This window comes from Shewanella piezotolerans WP3, from assembly GCF_000014885.1.
Classification (GTDB): Bacteria; Pseudomonadota; Gammaproteobacteria; order Enterobacterales; family Shewanellaceae; genus Shewanella; species Shewanella piezotolerans.
Genome location: NC_011566.1, coordinates 1,518,950 through 1,537,607 on the forward strand (window position 1 = coordinate 1,518,950; position 18,658 = coordinate 1,537,607).

Genomic DNA, 18,658 nt, shown 5'->3' on the forward strand with positions numbered 1-18,658 from the left:
ATATTACTTGCCCAACATGGCTTTCTTTAAGCTTTTTTGGGCAGGTTCATCACCTAACCATATCTTTAACAACGCTTGACGAAACGGCTCGCTAGTAATGGTTGCCTGAGCGGTACCATTTTTAAATGCAGTAACCCCAAGATCCTTACTTGCCAACAGGGTGAACTGATCGCCCTCAACGATTTCGTCGCTGAACAATCCCATAAACTGGTCTATTTGATTTTGGATTGGTGCAGTATTGCCATCAGTTGCATCATCAAATCCTTCGTTAATCGCATCGGCCATTTTCTCGGCGGTGATCATCCCTGAAGTAATGTTCAATCTTACGGCTGCGCTATCGGCCGACAAAACGGCAGCGGTGTTATCGAGAGTTTGGGGAAGATATAGGCTGCCTACATAGAGATCGATAAAAAACTTACTGCGAACCCCCGCGCCATTGAATACCAGTGTTTGTTCGTTTAGCCTCACAGAGTCTTCAAGTTGAACACCTGATACCTCTTTAGCTTGTAAGCTAAGGGGGAGAAGCAGCGCTGCAGCAAGCGCTATTCTAGAAACAAATTTCATAATAACCTCAATTAGGTGTGCGTTAGCCGCGAGATCCAAGCTTGTATTGACCGCTCTGTAAAAACATGATTGCTTGCTTTTGCTTAGGTGAAATGAGCAATGGACCATCATCAAAAAACAGGAAGCACTTCCAGTTCCTGACAAAGACATCCCAACGTGTTTCAATGACTTGGTATTTTTCATAACAAAAGTAAACTTTAGCAGCATCTTGCCAATCAATGTGCAGCGCTATTGGCTCTGGAATAGCGGCTTCTTCACTGTCCCAAGCACTTTGCCAATGTTCAGTATCGCTCCAAGCACTATCTTTAGCGGCCCAGTCGCCCTTACCAAATTGTTCTGCATAGCTGCTTTTACTGCTGATCCACTTATTCCAAACTTCCATAGATGCTTTTTGTGACAGTGGCTTAATCAGCGCTTTATCTTCATCGGTAACCGGTAAGTCTTTGTGGTTGAAAATCCACTTACGTTTGTATTGTTCTAACGGAATATAGGTGTCTGACACACGGCCTCTCTGTTGAATTCATTTTGCTAAACATGCAGTGCTCGACATTATATACGTAAAACTGTCACTAGCGGCATAAATGGCAACATTTAAATGGTTCATCATAGGGGCGCTAGCTAAGGCTTTAATTATCGCGTTGACCACAAAACGGTAAAAACAGTATGGATCACAATGACTGTTTAAAAATGGTGCGGGACTTCTTTAAGGTTTGGCTGTCTTTGCAAGAAAACGACAAAATACTTGAGTGAATTACTCTGATTTTAGCGTAGATTTAGTGACTATTTAGATAAACTTACTTATAAATCACCTTTACACGCTATTAAGTGTACATTTTCTTAACATCCGCTTAAGTGAGTCCACTTTTAAGCGCTGTCACGTTACAATAATATTACAGTGGATATTATGTGCAATTTTGCGCCGTATCGATTTTATCATTTAGTTTTTTCGTTGTTACATTTTTATTGCTAACAAAAATAAGCAGTTATGCAATGATAACTCAAGAGCTTTTTATGACATTAAAATACAAATTATTATATTCGTTTGTTTTATTGGGGATGGTTCCCGCCGCCATCATAGCGTTTTTTTCCCTGTATATCGCCAGTAGCAGTATAGAAGAGCAAGCTTACGACCAGTTAACTTCAATGCGAGAGATAAAGAAAAATCAGTTGGAAGATTACTTCCTTCAAACTCAAAAAGATCTCGCCTTAATAAACAACGTATGGGCGGATAACCTGAAACTGGATTCAGAGCTGAGGCCTGAGTTATTGGCACAGTTGAAACATGGTTTCTTTGAGTCTTTTATCAGAGAGTATAACTATTACGACCTATTTATTATTGATAAATCTGGCGAGGTATTTTACACCGTCGCAAAGGAGTCTGACTATAAAACCAACCTAAAAACGGGCCCTTACAGTCAGTCTGGTTTAGGGCGATTATTCCAAAGAGTGAGTTTGAGCCAAAAGGTAGAGATCGAAGATTTTGCACCTTATGCCCCCAGCAATAATGAACCCGCGAGCTTTATCGCCGAACCGATAGAGGTGAACGGTAAGGTGATCGGGGTGATTGCTTTGCAGCTTTCCATAGAAAAAATAAACCAAATTATGCAATTTCGTCAGGGGATGGGGGATACCGGTGAAACCTATCTTGTTGGTGATGATTTCAAGATGCGCTCAGACTCTTTCTTGGATCCTATTGGGCACTCAGTTGTAGCAAGTTTTGCAGGAAATGTGCGCGATAATGGCGTACAAACTGAGGCGGTTAGCGCAGGCTTTAGAGGTCATTCTAGTACCGATATTGTTATCGACTATAACGGTAATCCAGTTTTATCATCTTACACTCCATTGGAGTTTCTTGGCTTATCTTGGGTGTTATTGGCAGAAATTGATGAGTCGGAAGCTTTTGCTGCTTTAAACCATTTGCAAACTATCATCGCTATTATCTGTTTATTGACAATTGCAGGGATCATTTTGGTGACATTTTTTATTGCAAAATCGATACTTAAACCAATAGGAGGGGAACCCGCAGAGATGGAATCTTTAACTCGGAAGATTGCTGAGGGCGACTTGACGACTCAGTTTAATCGCAGTGCTAACCGTACAGGCGTATACGCGTCGATGGTTTCAATGACACAGGGCTTGACTCGAATGATGGGATCTTTGACTCATGTTACCTCGGAGTTATCAAGCGCTGCAGAGCAAACCAGTAGTACCAGTGTGCAAGCTAGTGCTAGCTTACAAGAGCAGCAAGCGAGCATTGAAACGGTTTCATCTGCTATGTATGAGATGTCAGAAACCATAGAAAGTGTGTCAGAAAATGCTCGTTCAGTGGCTGACTTGTCAAGTAATGCTACTGAGACGTCAAAGCTTGCCAGTCACAATGTTAGCAATACAATTGCAGAGCTTCATGAGTTAGTGGATGAAGTAGGGACTGCCACTGAAGTGATTGCTGAAATTGAGTCAAAAAGCCAAGGTATAGGCTCTATTTTGGAAGTGATTAGAGGGATCTCTGAGCAAACTAATCTATTGGCGCTCAATGCCGCCATTGAAGCTGCCAGGGCTGGTGAGCAAGGACGAGGATTTGCCGTCGTCGCTGATGAAGTCCGTCAATTAGCGCAGAAAACACAGCTCTCAACTGCCGATATTGAAGAGATGATTGCACAACTTCAGTTAGACACACAAAATGCCGTTGCGGTGATGAAGCAAAGCAGCGAACACACCCAAAAGACGATTCAATCTGCCGCTAGCAGCAAAGAGTCTATCCAGCTTGCAATGGAAGAGATGGTCAGTATCTCTGCCAATGCAGAGCAGATTGCGGCAGCCACAGGGCAGCAATCATTAGCTGCACAGGAGATAAGCCAGAGTATCACGGCAATTAACGATACAGCGGCGCAAAATGCAGCGGGTTCTGAACAAGTTGCGGCGGCAAGCGAACATATCGATCAGCTTTCAAAGCAACTAAGCTCGTTAACCGCGCAGTTTAAATTGAAGGGTTAATATTGACGGTAAACTTGTGAGATATATTCATTCACTAAGGGCCCGCTACAGGGCTCTTTTCTTATTTGTCTGTGTGAAGACACTGTAAACTCATGGTGTACTCTTGATGACCTGTGTGCTCATCGACTCCCTCATTGATTACCACAAAGCCTTGAGATAGGTAGAATCTAAAACTTGCTAGGTTGTCTTGAAACACATTGAGTGTCAGGTTATCTCGCTGGGTTTTAGCATGCGCCAATAACTGCGTTCCAATACCATTACCTTGCTCATTCGGTGTGACAAAAATAGCAGCTAAAGTGTTCTCGTATAGCGCGTAAAAGCCGACCGTTTTAGCCTCTTTCTCAAAGGTATAGACCAGCGAAGCTGGCAAATAGATATCCCGCATCGCATCAACTTGAGACTGCCAGAAATTAGCAGGCATAAAGTCATGGGCTTTAATCGATGCTTCGAGCCATATATCGAGCACTGACGTCATTTTGTCTTGGGTAAATACTTCTATCATTGGCCATTATCTCTGTGATTAAAACGATTAGCTGCGACATCATAGCAATGGCTGCCTTTAGCTTATTGAAGATTTACGACATCTTGATCGAGAAACGCGAATTAGTGGCAGAAGGTGTAGGCCTTATCTGCCTTAATGATTTCCACTACAGAGCTTAATGGTAGTTGTTATATAGCGGGGGAGGGTGTGCACATTTTTTATACTTAAAACCCTCATTTCATTACAATTAGTTGCAATGTTTTTATAGGTGTATTACTTTTCCAAAATAAAACTTAAGAAGGATTTTTTGTGTCGTTACTAAGGACAATTGGGTTATATGGTCTGCTCATATTTTTACTTTGGGGCTGTGCGGTAGATAAAAGACCAGACCAATACACCAGCGCGATGACTGTTAGCAGTTTATTGTCTGCTCACGCAAGTCATTTTTCCCAGTACAGCGAGTTACAAAAAGCGCTAAAGTATAGAAACTTAAGCGTGACTGATGCAGGTCAGATATTACCTATTAATCAAAGTGTTTGTAATGCGGCGCTTTTCTATCGTATCACTCAAACCACTCTTCCTCAGTATATAGGCAAACATCAAGATCTACTGTCAGGCTTTTATATCGATGTCGCACGGGTCAACCAAAACTGGCTGGTGGTCGATACAGATAATGACTTCTCAACTATCGGCAATCAACAGGAGCTGACAAAAATAGCAGCAAGCCTAATGTCGAAAGTGATGCGCCATGACACAATCATGATTAGGCCTGAACCCGGCCTTGATAACTCCAGCTTGATTGATTTAGTTCAAACCGCTAAATCGCTTTTTTTAGGTCATAGACTGCAATTTATCGTCGCGAAACATCACCTTGCCTTAGTGAATAATTTAGCTGTTGAACCACTATCCACCACGGCTTCGCAATCCTATGGCTTTATCGCAACGACGGAGCAAACCTCTGAGGCGCGTAAACGTATGGTAATGACCATGGATAGCTTTGATGTTGCAGACCCTATAGCCATAGTTGTCGATTCTCAACCGTTAATAGCCTGCATGCAGGCTAATAAGCATGCCATTTTGTCGCCAACGCAAAAGGTAACGGCTGCGCCACTTAAAGTCGATACCGTTTTACTGGCCAGTATTTTGCCAACCAATGCCGATTTTAACCGTTTACCTGAGCAGCAACAGCTACTTAGTGAGGGAAAATATCTCAGCATTAATAACCAGCAACTCAGTTACCGTGTGGGTAACAAACCACTAAGTAATCGCTGCAGTTTGCTCAAAAAAGGTGATGAAGATTATCAGTACTGCATAGACAGACAACAAGATGGCGACACGGTCATCACGACTCAAAAATACATTATGAAGAAACAGAAATGAAGCAAAGCAAGTTGTCAAACCATGCAAAAATCTGGATGTTGCTTGGGCTATTTACCGTTTATGTCTGTTTAGAGTTATCGCTAAACATTTTATTGATTGATATGTATGCCCAGCCTATTCAGGCTGTTTTTGGTGAGCATCGAATAACTGCTGAGCGACTGGAGTTATTTGGCCGGACGCTGTCTGGTTTTGGTTTAGCACTGGCTGTTGCTACTTTTATCCCAGCCAAACAGTTTAATTTACTTATTCGTGATAAAAGCCAAAAAGTAACCTCAAATACAACATTAACACCTAAAACTGCTCGCCTTATAAACGGGATTTTTCGTCCATTATTATTAGTTATCGTTTGGGCGTTGATTATTCCTTGTCTGAGAATTGCGGTCGATGGCATTGTAGATACAACTTCAAATGATAAGAAATTGGGCGCAGTACGAGCCATTGTCTATAAAGAGGCTTACTTAGCTGAAACCGTCGCAATTGAGGGTTTCCCTCAGTTTGATGAAATTGTTAGTGACCCTAAGCGTAGAGATTTGATGGTCGCGCTTATTCCATCTTTGGCTTATTTCTCGAGCGGGTTTAATCAGTTGATTGAATCAAACTTAGAGAATATGGCCGATCAATTCTTACTTAATCGCCAAGAGGAGTATTTCATTAAAGATGCTATTCCTCGAATTAGGCAATTTGACCGCACTTATAAACAGGAGTTGGCAAGTTACCAAAAGGCGAGCAAAGACTACCTTGAGGCACTAAAGAAAGAGAATAACTACTCGCTGATTGAGCGCGAGCGAGTGGCTTTACAAAATAAAGCCAACGATAAAATAAATAATCATTGGAAAAGTTATTCGCAAGCGCTTTTAGATGCTGACAACTATAAAAAAGAGGTAGCTGAGGATTCTACTAATGCCATTAGAAAAGGTTATAGCTCAGTAAAAGATGATTACTTTAGCTCAAACTGTAATTCAGCATGCCGCCGACAACTTAAAGTCGATTTTGCTCAGTACTTAACGACGCTTAAATATGACACGGGTGAATCGTTCGGTGTTTATCTAACTGCTGATGATATCACTGTTGCTAAGATGCTTAAGTCCAAGTATTACCTCATGGCAATGTTTGAGCGTGGCCGTATCAACTATATTCACCGCGTATATGGTATTCCAGAAGATATGGAGTATGAGGAATACAATCAGTCAACTCAGGCATTAAAAATAGCGCTTGGCCAATTTAAAGAACAAGGCGTTAAGGTTGCTGATAACTGGAGCTTTAATGATGAAAGAGCCTTGCATAAAGCGATTGAGGCTAAATATAAGGGGCGTGCCAAAGCGCTTTGGGATGAGTACCGTAAAAGCTCACGCTTTGCAGTAGCTAAGCCTCGTATAGATAGAGTTGGTTTTGCCCGCTTGCCACAAGTGACTCAATACGCCCAGAAAACCCTTGGTAGTTATTATTTAGCAGAATTTAGCCCCAGTATATCTGAGCGTAAATATAAGAAATTGTGGCTTAACAAGCAGGACAATATCTCCTTTATCAAAATGGTGACCTCTACAGCTGCCACTGCGGCATTTTCGCCAGGCGGGAGCATGTTCATGCTAGGTAAAGATGCCGTTAAGCTTGCGGTTATTCCGCCTATGAGTATAGCGGCAAGCTTATTAGCTATATTTTTACTGTTTATTAAGCTTGCTGTGTATTTATGGCCAAAGAATAAGGGCTATTTAACGCTGGCAATGCTCGCAGGTATATTGGCGTTTGCCTTGCCTGTAGGCGCTTCTATCACGAATAAAAATGCTTATCACACTATGATGGGCAACTTTGCAAAAGCGTTTAGCACGGTTGACCCTTTCGATAAGTTTTTCACTGTCGGCTTTGGTTATGTACTTGATATTGAAAATGGTATTTTCCAAACCTACCGTGATCTTAAGGTTGTTAGGCTCGTCGGTAAAATCATTAAATATCAGCCACCACACCAAGCAGACGACAGCGTAAATACGCCAAGTGAGGCTATTGCTGTTCATGATGAGCATTTATTAAGAAGCTATGATGACTTTGCCTATCACTGGCTATCATTCTTGCCTAAAAGCCTCGGGCTTGGTGAGGTGATAAAACCCTTCGACACCAATATTACTGTGCTTAAACAAGACATGAATGTTGGTGCGTATATGGGGGTTCGGCTAGAAAATGAGAAAGTAGCCGCAGTTAGTATGCCTAATTTTATGCAAAATTCTGATATTGGTTTGCTGGCAGATCAAAAGTTTTTCTATAAACCGGATGTAAAAGGCTTGGTTGAAGAGTTCTCCTCTAATTATGACGATCCACAATATTGGTTACAATTAAGCCAAGGCAATATCGGTAAACAATCCTTAATGCAGAAGCTTGAATTGAATATGGCTGCTTACCTTAATAGCAATGCATCTACTTTAGCACTGCTAAATACTCTAAATAACAAAGGGCAGAATAACTTAATTTTGCTTGAATTGGAGCGCAATAAAAAGTATCGCTGTTTTGTGCTCGGTGTCGTTGATGCACAGATGATCAGTGACTCGATTAATGTCAATTTCTTTGATTACCAAGAGCTTCCTAAATGTAAGGCTGTCCTATGATAAAGAGTATTTCTAATAAGATTATAGAGTGGCTGACTAAGAATTTGGTGCTGCTGTTTATGGTCGGTGTTTTATTTGCTTGCATTCAATTCTTTAATGCGCGAGAACACCAAGCAATAAGCGATGCAGCAAAGCAAGCTGAAATGATAAAAATTAAACTTTCAATGATTACGGAACAATAATTATGACAACGGAAACTAAGAGCAAGCGTTTCTCTTTTGAATTTGATGTGTTTAGCCTGATCACGCTAGCTGCCGTTTTATATCTAGCCTACAGCGCTCACATGACTAACATGAAAAATGCAGAAAAGTTAAATGGCCTGCTGAGTAAGTATGAACAAACCTTGGATATGGCAATTGCTAACGATAAAGTGACCCTGGCTCGCTACCAAAAAAACGTCAAAAAGGCTGTGCAGTCATTGTCGCCTAAAGAGCGCGAACTGATGTTAGCACTGCTTGAAATAGAGAAGAGTAAAGAGCGACTTTAAAGCTAATAAGGTAAGAAATAAAAAGGGCTTCCAATAATATTGGAAGCCCTTTTTATATCAATTGCATTAAAAGTTTGACCATACAGCGTTTTGAAACCCGCACTACGTGAGCCCCTCAGTCTTTCCACTTTTGCTTTGCATTGGCTTAAAAGGGAATAACCATTTCTTTACCAATGCGCTTTGAATTGAAAAGACTGAGGGGTTCTGAACTGCTCAAATACTTAATGCAATTGGCATTATTTCTTGTCCTATTTTCAATGCTATTTGAGAGTACTTATTAAAAATTAAAGTCTTGCAAAATCAATATAAAGGTCTTTTATCTTGCTTGTGGTGATTTTATTAATAGTTTTCACTGTTTGGGGCATGTTTTACCTAGAAAGTGCAGGAGGTTATTTGGGAATGCTTACTTGTTAAGCAGTAAGAGCCTGTCGAGTTTTTAGCGTATTTTTTATTTCAGCATGGAAATGTAATGAATTTATCACAATAAAGTTACAAGCTTATTACTAAAGCAGGAATTTAAAATCACTCAACAAATTGAACAGGATAAAGTATGAAATCAAAAACAAGTGTCTCACGCTTGTGTTGGTTAACTCTTTTTGCCAGTACCTTTGCCGCCCAAGCGGGTGCGAGTCAAAAAGAGATCACTACGCAAAAATCAGACAAGTTTCCCTTTGCCGCTGTCGCCGCTAAACATGATGGCGAAACTTGCGGTACTGACCATAACGGCCAAGATTGGCATCAACTGCAAACAGAGTTCGCACAGCAAATAAGAGCAACAAAGTCGCAGAAATCACCAATGATGCGCAGTATGAGCGCAGCATTTCAGACAAACTCCTTAATGGCATCGTCAGGTATTTCATCGTTACAGACTAACGCTGTCAGCGCGGTTGAGGGCAGTGTTGCAGTTGAGGGGCGCTACTACATTCCTGTCGTGGTACACATTTATGGTGAGATGTATAACTGTAGCGATGACAGTGATAAATGTTTGACGGATAGTAAAATCAACGATGCGATCCGCAAGCTCAATGATGACTTCCAAGGACTTTCAATCGATGATCCTGAAGTCTCACCACAGTTTGCTGCCATTCGAGAAAACTTAAATATTGAGTTTGTGCTGGCAAAGAAAGACCCAAATGGTCACAGTACTAACGGTATTGTTCGTTATGATCATGAGCAAGCAGGTTACGGTAATGGAGACAGTGAAACCAACGCCAAAATAGCCAGTGATGCATGGGATAACTTTAAATACATGAACTTGTATTTAATGCATGACTTACATGACGACAATGTTGGTAATAACTCGGGCATCGCTTGGTATCCTGATGTGTCTATGTCTACCGCTGGCACATCGCGAGTGGTTTATAACGGACATTACACCGGGCTTAATACCAGTGAGAACTTCCGTTCAGTATTAACCCACGAGTTTGGTCATTGGCTGAACCTCATTCATACCTTCGAAACCAAGTCATGTTCGATTACCAATGAGGCATTTTGCGCCACAACCGGTGATAAAACCTGTGATACCCCACAGATGTCTTTGCCATCGCAGATGCAAGCAAATGCTAAAAACTGTCTAGGTCAGCCGACCAATACAGAAAACTTCATGCACTATACCGACAATTACGCCATGTTCACTCAAGATCAAGTACAGCGTATGACGGCTGCTTTGCATGGACCCTCACGGTCAACACTGTGGTCAAATGAGAACCTTATTGCCACAGGCTTAGAGTTACTTACAAGTGACTCTGAGCGCTATTGGGATGGGATCTCAGGTGTTGATAGTGAGCCAGAAGGAACAGTATTAGAAACGGTTGAGAATATATCAGCGCCATTAGATGGTATTGAAACGTTTGAATTCAACTTACCGCATGGTGCGACCAACATTCTGTTCCACCTTGACGGACATACAGCCGATCCCGATATGTACATATCAAAAGGTGAAGAACCAACTCATGATGGAGCAGGTAATTGGGATGCGGACTATATCTCTTTTAACTCCCCTGGTTCGACCGAGTCTGTGTCGATAGATATACCCGATTACAACCAACCTTATTACGCATCAATTCATGCTTTCACTGAATTTGAAAACTCACGTTTAAGAGTTATTCAAGGTAACGATCCTTATCTTGAAGAGGGAGAAAGTCGTTACACGCTGTTAAAAGTTGAGAATTTAAAGGCTGACAAAACTGATAATGCTTGGACAGATCGTCCAGGTAAAGTGCATAACTTCCAGTTTACAGTGCCAGATGATGCTACCCGAACGGTCATCATGGTTCCGGGCGGTTACCATGGTCCAGTTATGGCATCAGGAGTGCCAAACTTTAACGGCGATTTAGATCTGCACGTAAGCCGTAACCAAGAGGTTTCATTAGAAAATTATGACTGTCGTCCATTTAGTTGGAAAGGTCTAGCAGAATTTTGTGAGTTTGACGGTGGCGGCACCTACAATGTGATGATCGATCCGTTTGCCACTTATACTGACGCGACATTGCATGTGTATTATGAAACAGCAAATACAGGCAATCAGCTGCCTTATGCCAATACTAATGGCAATAAGTACTTAGAGGCCGTTGGCCATGCCATTGAATTTAGCAGCATAGGTTCGAATGATCCTGATGGTGAAATTGTTAGCTATGAGTGGGATTTTGGTGATGGTGCCGTTAGCACTGAACAAGAAGTCGCTCATACTTACACAGATACCGGTGAATACAATGTGACGCTAACAGTGACTGATAACAGTGGTGAATCCACTACAGCGTCGACGTTGGCGATAATCACCGAGCAATCGCCAAATGATGCGCCACTTTGCTCAAACTGCGATCGTGTCTACCTTAACGATGAAATAGCCTTATCGTCATTTGAAGGTGATACACCGCGTACTTACCAATTTGAAGTGCCAGTGAATGCTTCGCTAGTGACCTTCGAGCTGGTTAATGGTTACAACGGTGATCCAGATATTCACGTTAGCCTTAACCAAGCAGTGTCGACTGAAATATACGACTGTCGTCCATGGGAAGCACCTGGACAAACTGAGTTATGTCAATTAACGAGTGGCGGTATTGTCAATGTGATGATCGATCCATTCCATGATTATGATTCCGTTAGATTCAGAGCCTACTACGATATCGATAAAGGCGTGACCCCGATAGAGCCCAACAAGCTGCCAATTGCCAACGCTGGCACTAGCTACAATGGTGTAGCGGGTGAAGCCATTAACTTTAATGGCCTACAATCAAGCGATGAAGATGGCAATATTGCCTTATATACTTGGGACTTTGGCCATGGTGTAACAACCACTGGCGCAACCGTTGACCATGTATACGCCAATGCAGGTACCTATTTTGTCACACTCACAGTGACCGATAATGGCGGCGCAGTAAACTCTAGTACAGTTGAAGTCACTATTTTACCAGTAGGTGATATGGACGGTGACGGTAATGTTGATAGCGATGATATCAACGCACTGCAAGCTGCAATCAGCCAAGGTTCTGCAATTGATGCAAGCTTTGATTTGAACAATGACGGTGTCATTAATGGCGCGGACGTTGCGTTAATGAGCGGCATCTGTTCCTTTGACAACTGCAGTAATATCGCACCACCGCCACAGGCACCTGTTGCTGTCTCTGCGGCATTGGACAACAACGTCCAGGTGAATACAGACGTAAGATTCAGCAGTGCAGGTTCTAATGATCAGTACGGTCAGATCGTGACATATGCTTGGGATTTCGGCGATGGAAATAGCAGTAACTGGGCCGATCCAGTGCATCAATTTGCTGAGCCTGGAATTTATGATGTAACGCTGACACTTACAGATAACGATGGCATGACAGCAACAAGCACTACCCAGGTGAATATTGACCATGCGCCGCTTACTGATGTTTGTCGCACTGAGCCTGCTGCAAACGAACGAGACTTGATTGCCTCTGTACCCGTTTGTGTTGGCACTGAAGATAGTTTAACCATTGCGCTGGTTAATCGTCATCAAACGGTTGCTATCTCTATGGTTAATGCGGCAGATGATGCGCTGATTTACTTCGGCTCAGGTAGCTGGCCGAATATTAATACAGGAGACTACAGCGCCGTATCAACTAGCCAAGATGGCCAGCAATGTGCCTTCTATACGATTCCTGATGATGCGAAAAGCTGGGGCTATATAGAGTTAACTGGGGCCGTTGCAGGTGCAACAATTGTTGTTGACTATGATGTAGCGTCTTGTCGTCCAACAAGCCTAGTGACTGATGATAGCCTGCAAAATGGCGTTAGTCAGCTAGCTTCAGGTCAGCGTGATGAAGAGGTGCATTTTAGCATGAATGTATCTGCTGGAGTATCAGCCTTAACCTTTGCAACAGCAGGTGGCACGGGTGATGCGGATATGTATGTTAAGTTTGGATCTCAACCGACAGTCAGTGACTATGATTGCCGCCCTTATAAAGGCGGTAACCTTGAAAGCTGTAACATAGATAATGCTCAAGCTGGTACCTACCATGTAATGCTACGTGGCTACCAAGACTTTAATGACGTGAGTGTTACTGGGCAGTACGTTGCTGCAGGTCATAGTAATCAGGCGCCCGTAGCGCAAATTGACGGCCCGTTTGTGAGTAATATTGGTGACAGTATTACCATGAGCAGTACCTCAACAGATGTTGACGGCTCAATTGCTAATTACCTATGGGATCTCGGTGATGGCACAACCAGTAATTCAGCTACGGTAAACCATACGTTTGCTGCAGCTGGGATCTATTCCGTTACGTTAACGGTTACTGATAATGAGGGCTCTACTAGTACAGCCACCACTCAAGCAAGCATCTCAGTACTTCAATCAGGCGTTGCGACGTTAGTTTCTGGTACTACAGGTGCTGAAATAGTCTATCAAATGCAAGTGCCAGCAGGCGCGAGCAACCTAAGCTTTAGTACTAGCGGTGGCAGTGGTGATGCAGACTTGCATGTGAAATTTTCTAGTCAAGCGACCTCATCTGACTTTGACTGTCGTCCTTGGAAAAATGGTAGTAATGAAACCTGCGTTATCGACAATGTGCAAGCGGGGACTTATTACATCATGTTGCAGGGTTATAACGACTTTACTGGTGTGCAATTGCTAGGTAATTACAACCTTTAATGCACGAGTAATATTGTATGACTCATTCAAAGGCCTCGCTTTGGAGGCCTTTTTAATGGGTTAGTTACACTCGCTATTTAGCCTCTCACTAATTACCTACTGTTGATAGAAGCCTTAGGCACCAAATTAAAGCTGCGATAACGATAGCTTGTGCCTTCTTGCTGCCACTTTTTAATCATCAACAGAGAAATTAGTCCTGCTTTGCGTGACTATAAGAGAAATTAACGATGATAAAAAAAACGCTCACCATATTATTACTTGCACTCACTTCACATTCAGCCATGGCTGCGACTGAGCGAGACGGCGCCTATCGAACACAAGACACAGACAATCAAGGTGTTGAACATGTGCGTTCTAGCCAAGACTATATGCCGCAAGTTGCACAGCCGCTAACAAATGAAATTGCCGATGAAATTCGGCCCGACAATAATACAGTATCGGCGATCAGTACCCTCAGTACATTCTCAAGCATGAGTGTCATGAGCAGCGTCGAACAGGGATGCAGTGAGCAAGTCTTTACTTCGCTATCAGGAGGTGCCTTACTCGCAGCACTAAGAGATAATGGCCGTGACTGTATCGACACTTTATTTAATGATGAGCCTGAAACGTTGGCGTTGGGTGCATATTCTGATGCCAACTTAACCACGGTTGTTAACGAAATTAAGGCGCAAGCTTTAACCTATGACGGCAGCGATCCCGACGAGTACCTAAGTGCACTGTTTTACTGGTTAAAAGCTTATGCCTTTTATGATGAGCGCCGATTTGTTAACGCCAACAGCCAACAATCGATGGAGCAAGCAGTGAATGCGCTCTACGCCAGTGAACATTTTTTTGATAAAAACCCTCAGAACGGATTAGTCGTCAGAAGCGCATTAGGCATACTTAAAAACGCTAATATTGCAGAGCGTTTTGTGCATATCACTAAAGATGTGCTGAATCGCTATGATGAGTCTTTTGAAAATGTCAGTAATTGGGGGAAAGGGATCTCCCCCTTGCTTTGGCAAACATTGCAGTCTTGTGCCAGCAAGAAAGAATGTCGGGCGCAACAGCATAATATCTCGCTAATTAATGCCATTAAAACATTTATCTATAATAACCTTAGCTGGTTAGATAAACCAGATAATGACTATCACTTATTTAACCTAGGTTATCAATTAGTCAATCTTTATCGCGGTGAGAGCGAAGCACATTTTGCTGCAATAGAAGATGAGTTCGTCACCGAGGTTGATAAGATCCTTAACAGCAGTTTTGGCCCATTAAAATCAGATGCTGCACGCACACTTTATTTGGCTGTATTTGAGTCAGTCAATTACAACGGTGTATGTGCTGTGTATAACGTTTGTGATCTTAAAGATGAGCTTATCGCTTCTGTGCTTGATAAGCGTATGACGTGCCCGTCAGGCAATCTGTTTATTTGGGCGCAAGATATGGACCAAGCTCAGCTTGAATGGGCATGTAGCTCATTAGCCGTGGATGAAAACAACTTCCATGAAAAGCTAAAAACCAACCGCACCCCTGTGAGCCCAGATGATAATGACCAGCTGCAAATGGTTATTTTTAATGACAAGAAAGAGTGGGTCACTTATGGCGGTGCACTGTTTAATGTCAGCACAAACAATGGCGGAACTTACCGTGAAGGCGATCCGAGCCGAGCAGGTGATCAAGCGACCTTTTACGCCTACGAAGATGTGGGTGAACGGCCTATTTTCGATATTTGGAATTTGCGCCACGAGTACATTCATTACCTTGAAGGAAGGTTCATCTCCAAAGGCAGTTTTAGAGATAGCGACAGTGCAGGGCGCACCGTATGGTTCGGTGAAGGGATCGCTGAGTATATCTCACTGGTTGACTGTAATGCAGCTGCAATCGATGAAGCGCGTAGTGGTGACTATGCATTGAGCACCATCTTTAGTAACGAATATGGTGTGGGACAAACTCGGATCTATGATTGGGGTTATTTATCTAATCGTTTCATGTTTGAGCGCCAAAACAGTAGCTTTTTTGCTATGTTAGATCTCTTTAAGCAAGGTGACTTTCAAACGTATCGTGCCGAGCTTGTCGACCCATGGGTAAATCATCAAACATTTGATGCCGAGTTTGCTAGTTGGCTCACAACTGTTGAATCAACAGGCTGCAGCATAGATAACACGCGCCCGCCGTCGCCTGAAGAAGCGATAGATATTGATGATGTGCAGGGTAATGATCAAGTCGGTATCAATGCCTGTGCTTTGGGGAGAGAGCAGCTGGAATTTAGAGTTCAAGCAGGCGTTGCCAGCTGTTTGAGCTCTGCTAACGCAGGTAAAAAAAATGAATACGCAATCAGTGTTCCCCAAGGTTTAGCTGATGTGTCGCTCGAGATCACCCTAAGGCACGGTTCAGGTAATGCTGACCTTTACCATGAGCATGGTAGCGCCAATAACGGCAGCAGTTATGAGCTTGAGTCAACGGGGCCAGACAACAACGAAACGATAATCGTCACGCCAGTGCAGTCGGGTTGGAACTATATCGGTGTCAGCGCTGAAAGCAATTACTCTGGTGTTACTTTACTTGCTAGATTTGTACAAAATAATCTGCCAGTCGATGACAGCACATTACAAAATGGTATCAGTCAGCACGCATCGGCTGAACGTGGTGAAGATATTCATTTCACTATGAATGTACCTGCTGCAGTATCGGCATTAGCATTTGATACTAGCGGTGGTAGTGGCGATGCTGATCTATATGTCAAATTCGGTTCTGAGCCAAGGTTAACTGATTATGATTGCCGCCCTTACAAAGGTGGAAACCAGGAAAGCTGTGAGATAAACAATGCCCAAGAAGGCACCTATTTTGTGATGTTACATGGCTATTCCGACTTCAGTGATGTCAGCGTGACTGGCCGCTATAATGCTGATGGTGGCAACGATGATACAAGGGTATTGGAAAATGGTACGGCTAAATTGGTATCAGGCACCGTTAGTGGTGAAGTCACCTATACAATGACGGTGCCAATTGGTGCGACAAACTTAAGTTTTAGCACCAGTGGTGGTAGTGGCGATGCTGATCTGCATGTGAAATTTGGCAGCGCAGCGACCCCGTCTGACTACGATTGCCGCCCATGGAAGAATGGCAGTACTGAACAATGCACGATTAACAATGTTCAAGCGGGCACCTACTACATTATGCTACTCGGGCATAGTGACTTTAGCGACGTAAGTTTAGTGGGACGTTACACCCCTTAATGTTTCGACATTGTATTAAATAGGTCACATGCCATCCTTGATGGCTGCTTTTACCTATGAAAAGTATTGTTTTAAGTATGCGCTTATTTAGTAAATCCATAGCGTATGAAAAATTCGTAAACTCAAATTTTAGGCCATGAGTCGATATGCATCGATAAGATGGAGATAATAGAGGAGGGCATATTAATGTTGACGGGGTCTGGAAGCGAGTGAATTGAGCAAGGTTAATTTATTACGGTGTTTTGAAAATTCACTTTGATATGCGGATTAAGCACTTATGATTACAAATAAGTGCTAGTAGCCAAAGTGCTGACAACTGGATTGTATAAGCATTAAATAAAGCGAAGTATAGCGTTTGCATATTTCTTGATACTTTCTAACTATACATTAGGCTTTATGGTCTCCCCACAGGGACTCGAACCCCGATCGATCGCTTAGGAGGCGACTGCTCTATCCTGTTGAGCTATAGGGAGACGCCAATGATTATACTGGTTTTACTCTAGATAGAAAGAGTGCATGAAAACTCTTTGGCTTTATTTGCTTGGTTTTTAATCGGTTAGAGTTTTATGACCAGATCATTGAGCTGAATGTTCAGTGACGCACTGACGCCTTTAAGTACTGCAGTGGCACTTTCTTCGGTCACTTGGTCAATGGTGATGGTGGCTTTACTCTTACCGGCTACCGCACGCATGTTCTCGAGTCTATCGGGCATATTTTGTTGCAGTACTAGCTGTAATGTATCACCGACGCGAATGCCATTACGTCGTCCCAGGTTAAGGATGACTCTGTCGGCTTGTCTTGCAACAACCTGGCCTAGTAGGGGGCGACAGTTGAGAGTGCTGTCTATATCTTGGCTCGCTTCGAGTAACACGCCTTTTATCATTTCGCCGTATTCAGAGCGCCAGAATTGGTCGCTGTTCGAGTTGACCGTTTGTTGCAGTGAAAACTCCCATTCAGCAGTCTGGCTATATTGTTTGCTCCAAACCTTCTCACCACTAATGGCGTGGAATAGCGATAATTTAAATTGGAACACGCGCATTGGATCATTTTCCCACAAGCCAAAGGTACGAGTAGATTGCTCTGGGGAGATATCAATAATTTCAGGTAGTAAAATATATTGGCTATCGGTGATCTCTCCTAACCAACTTGGCAGTCTATAGCCTCGTACATCAACAAGTGCTTGATCGACATCTAAACGCTCGTTGGCGTGGAGATGAGTAAAGCTGCTGTTAGAGTGGTTTTCAATAACTTGCGCTAATTGTTCTGACAAATTTTGCTCGAATAACCCTAAGTTGCCATACCTTAATTGTGCTCTGTCTTTAATAAGTGCCTGAGGAACCAGAATTGATGCTTTAAGTTTACTGTTTTGACAGGCCTGCTCGAGTGGCTCGATCATATCTATACGAACATTGACCGTTATGTAGCCATCCTCAATTAACTCGCTAATCATCTCTACTTGTTGACTCTGAGCATTGTGGCTGAGGGTAAAGCTTTCATTGACCAGCTGACCATTTCTCACCGTTTGTTCACTGGAAAAACGTGCCCCAGATTTTAAGGTGGCATAGCTGACTGCTTGTTCAATGGCATCTTGGCGTGCTTTGGCTAGGTTGTTATCAATTATTTTGGCCTGGCCACTGGCCTGGATCCACTGTGCTTGCACGGGAGAAGTGATAAAAAGTGTGCAGGCTAATAGTGTGTTAATAATGCTAAATAAGCCAAGTTTCATATTGATTTTCCAAGTCTTTACGTTGCACCGCAACGAATAAAAGGGGGACTGTTTGTCATCTAAAGAGGGGCAATTAACGCCGACAAAATGACAGT

11 protein-coding genes and 1 tRNA gene are annotated in these 18,658 nt (G+C 42.8%); 7 read left to right on the forward strand and 5 right to left on the reverse strand.

Annotated elements, in window-relative coordinates; all coding sequences use genetic code 11:
- Positions 1–3: 3 nt before the first annotated feature.
- A complete protein-coding gene (locus tag SWP_RS06560) occupies positions 4–564 on the reverse strand; it encodes a chalcone isomerase family protein (RefSeq protein ID WP_044555734.1) in 561 nt (186 codons plus the stop codon).
- A gap of 22 nt (positions 565–586) precedes the next feature.
- The gene (locus SWP_RS06565; protein ID WP_020911643.1) at positions 587–1,066 is read right to left on the reverse strand and encodes a DUF2947 domain-containing protein; all 480 of its coding nucleotides are present in this window, start codon (positions 1,064–1,066) and stop codon (positions 587–589) included.
- Positions 1,067–1,575: 509 nt separating this feature from the next.
- On the opposite strand from SWP_RS06565, the gene SWP_RS06570 reads away from it, so the two are divergent.
- A complete protein-coding gene (locus tag SWP_RS06570; RefSeq protein ID WP_020911644.1) occupies positions 1,576–3,558 on the forward strand; it encodes a methyl-accepting chemotaxis protein in 1,983 nt (660 codons plus the stop codon).
- Between the two features lie 61 nt (positions 3,559–3,619).
- Here SWP_RS06570 and SWP_RS06575 read toward each other — a convergent pair whose 3' ends face one another.
- Positions 3,620–4,060, reverse strand: a complete 441-nt coding sequence (locus SWP_RS06575; RefSeq protein ID WP_020911645.1) for a GNAT family N-acetyltransferase — start codon at positions 4,058–4,060, stop codon at positions 3,620–3,622.
- Between the two features lie 288 nt (positions 4,061–4,348).
- Here SWP_RS06575 and SWP_RS06580 point away from each other — a divergent pair, with 288 nt between their 5' ends.
- The 6 genes from SWP_RS06580 to SWP_RS24715 all read left to right on the forward strand — a co-directional run bounded on the left by SWP_RS06580 (position 4,349) and on the right by SWP_RS24715 (position 16,837).
- The gene (locus tag SWP_RS06580) at positions 4,349–5,419 is read left to right on the forward strand and encodes a hypothetical protein (protein ID WP_020911647.1); all 1,071 of its coding nucleotides are present in this window, start codon (positions 4,349–4,351) and stop codon (positions 5,417–5,419) included.
- A complete protein-coding gene (locus SWP_RS06585; protein WP_020911648.1) occupies positions 5,416–8,013 on the forward strand; it encodes a hypothetical protein in 2,598 nt (865 codons plus the stop codon). The genes SWP_RS06580 and SWP_RS06585 overlap by 4 nt, the downstream gene beginning before the upstream one ends.
- A complete protein-coding gene (locus tag SWP_RS06590; RefSeq protein ID WP_020911649.1) occupies positions 8,010–8,195 on the forward strand; it encodes a hypothetical protein in 186 nt (61 codons plus the stop codon). The genes SWP_RS06585 and SWP_RS06590 overlap by 4 nt, the downstream gene beginning before the upstream one ends.
- Before the next feature lie 2 nt (positions 8,196–8,197).
- Positions 8,198–8,500: a hypothetical protein gene (locus SWP_RS06595; RefSeq protein ID WP_020911650.1), complete on the forward strand. Its 303-nt coding sequence runs from the start codon at positions 8,198–8,200 to the stop codon at positions 8,498–8,500.
- A gap of 550 nt (positions 8,501–9,050) precedes the next feature.
- Positions 9,051–13,616: a PKD domain-containing protein gene (locus SWP_RS24710; RefSeq protein WP_020911651.1), complete on the forward strand. Its 4,566-nt coding sequence runs from the start codon at positions 9,051–9,053 to the stop codon at positions 13,614–13,616.
- A gap of 227 nt (positions 13,617–13,843) precedes the next feature.
- Positions 13,844–16,837, forward strand: coding sequence for a M9 family metallopeptidase (locus tag SWP_RS24715; RefSeq protein ID WP_020911652.1), 2,994 nt, complete (start codon positions 13,844–13,846; stop codon positions 16,835–16,837).
- 397 nt (positions 16,838–17,234) lie between these two features.
- On the opposite strand, the gene SWP_RS06610 is transcribed toward SWP_RS24715, so the two are convergent.
- Together SWP_RS06610 and SWP_RS06615 are read right to left on the reverse strand one after the other, a co-directional pair.
- Positions 17,235–17,310, reverse strand: a tRNA-Arg gene (locus tag SWP_RS06610).
- An 83-nt stretch (positions 17,311–17,393) separates the two neighbouring features.
- Entirely contained in the window at positions 17,394–18,563 is a 1,170-nt protein-coding gene (locus tag SWP_RS06615; RefSeq protein ID WP_044555735.1) for a flagellar assembly protein FlgT, read from the reverse strand.
- Positions 18,564–18,658: the final 95 nt, after the last annotated feature.

What these genes read in the sequence shown, in the direction of transcription:
- SWP_RS06570 (WP_020911644.1), top strand. Translation starts at nt 1,576, where the DNA reads ATGACATTAAAATACAAATTATTATATTCGTTTGTTTTATTGGGGATG.
- SWP_RS24710 (WP_020911651.1), top strand. Translation starts at nt 9,051, where the DNA reads ATGAAATCAAAAACAAGTGTCTCACGCTTGTGTTGGTTAACTCTTTTT.
- SWP_RS06585 (WP_020911648.1), top strand. Translation starts at nt 5,416, where the DNA reads ATGAAGCAAAGCAAGTTGTCAAACCATGCAAAAATCTGGATGTTGCTT.
- SWP_RS06575 (WP_020911645.1), bottom strand. Translation starts at nt 4,060, where the DNA reads ATGATAGAAGTATTTACCCAAGACAAAATGACGTCAGTGCTCGATATA.
- SWP_RS06560 (WP_044555734.1), bottom strand. Translation starts at nt 564, where the DNA reads ATGAAATTTGTTTCTAGAATAGCGCTTGCTGCAGCGCTGCTTCTCCCC.
- SWP_RS24715 (WP_020911652.1), top strand. Translation starts at nt 13,844, where the DNA reads ATGATAAAAAAAACGCTCACCATATTATTACTTGCACTCACTTCACAT.
- SWP_RS06590 (WP_020911649.1), top strand. Translation starts at nt 8,010, where the DNA reads ATGATAAAGAGTATTTCTAATAAGATTATAGAGTGGCTGACTAAGAAT.
- SWP_RS06615 (WP_044555735.1), bottom strand. Translation starts at nt 18,563, where the DNA reads ATGAAACTTGGCTTATTTAGCATTATTAACACACTATTAGCCTGCACA.
- SWP_RS06595 (WP_020911650.1), top strand. Translation starts at nt 8,198, where the DNA reads ATGACAACGGAAACTAAGAGCAAGCGTTTCTCTTTTGAATTTGATGTG.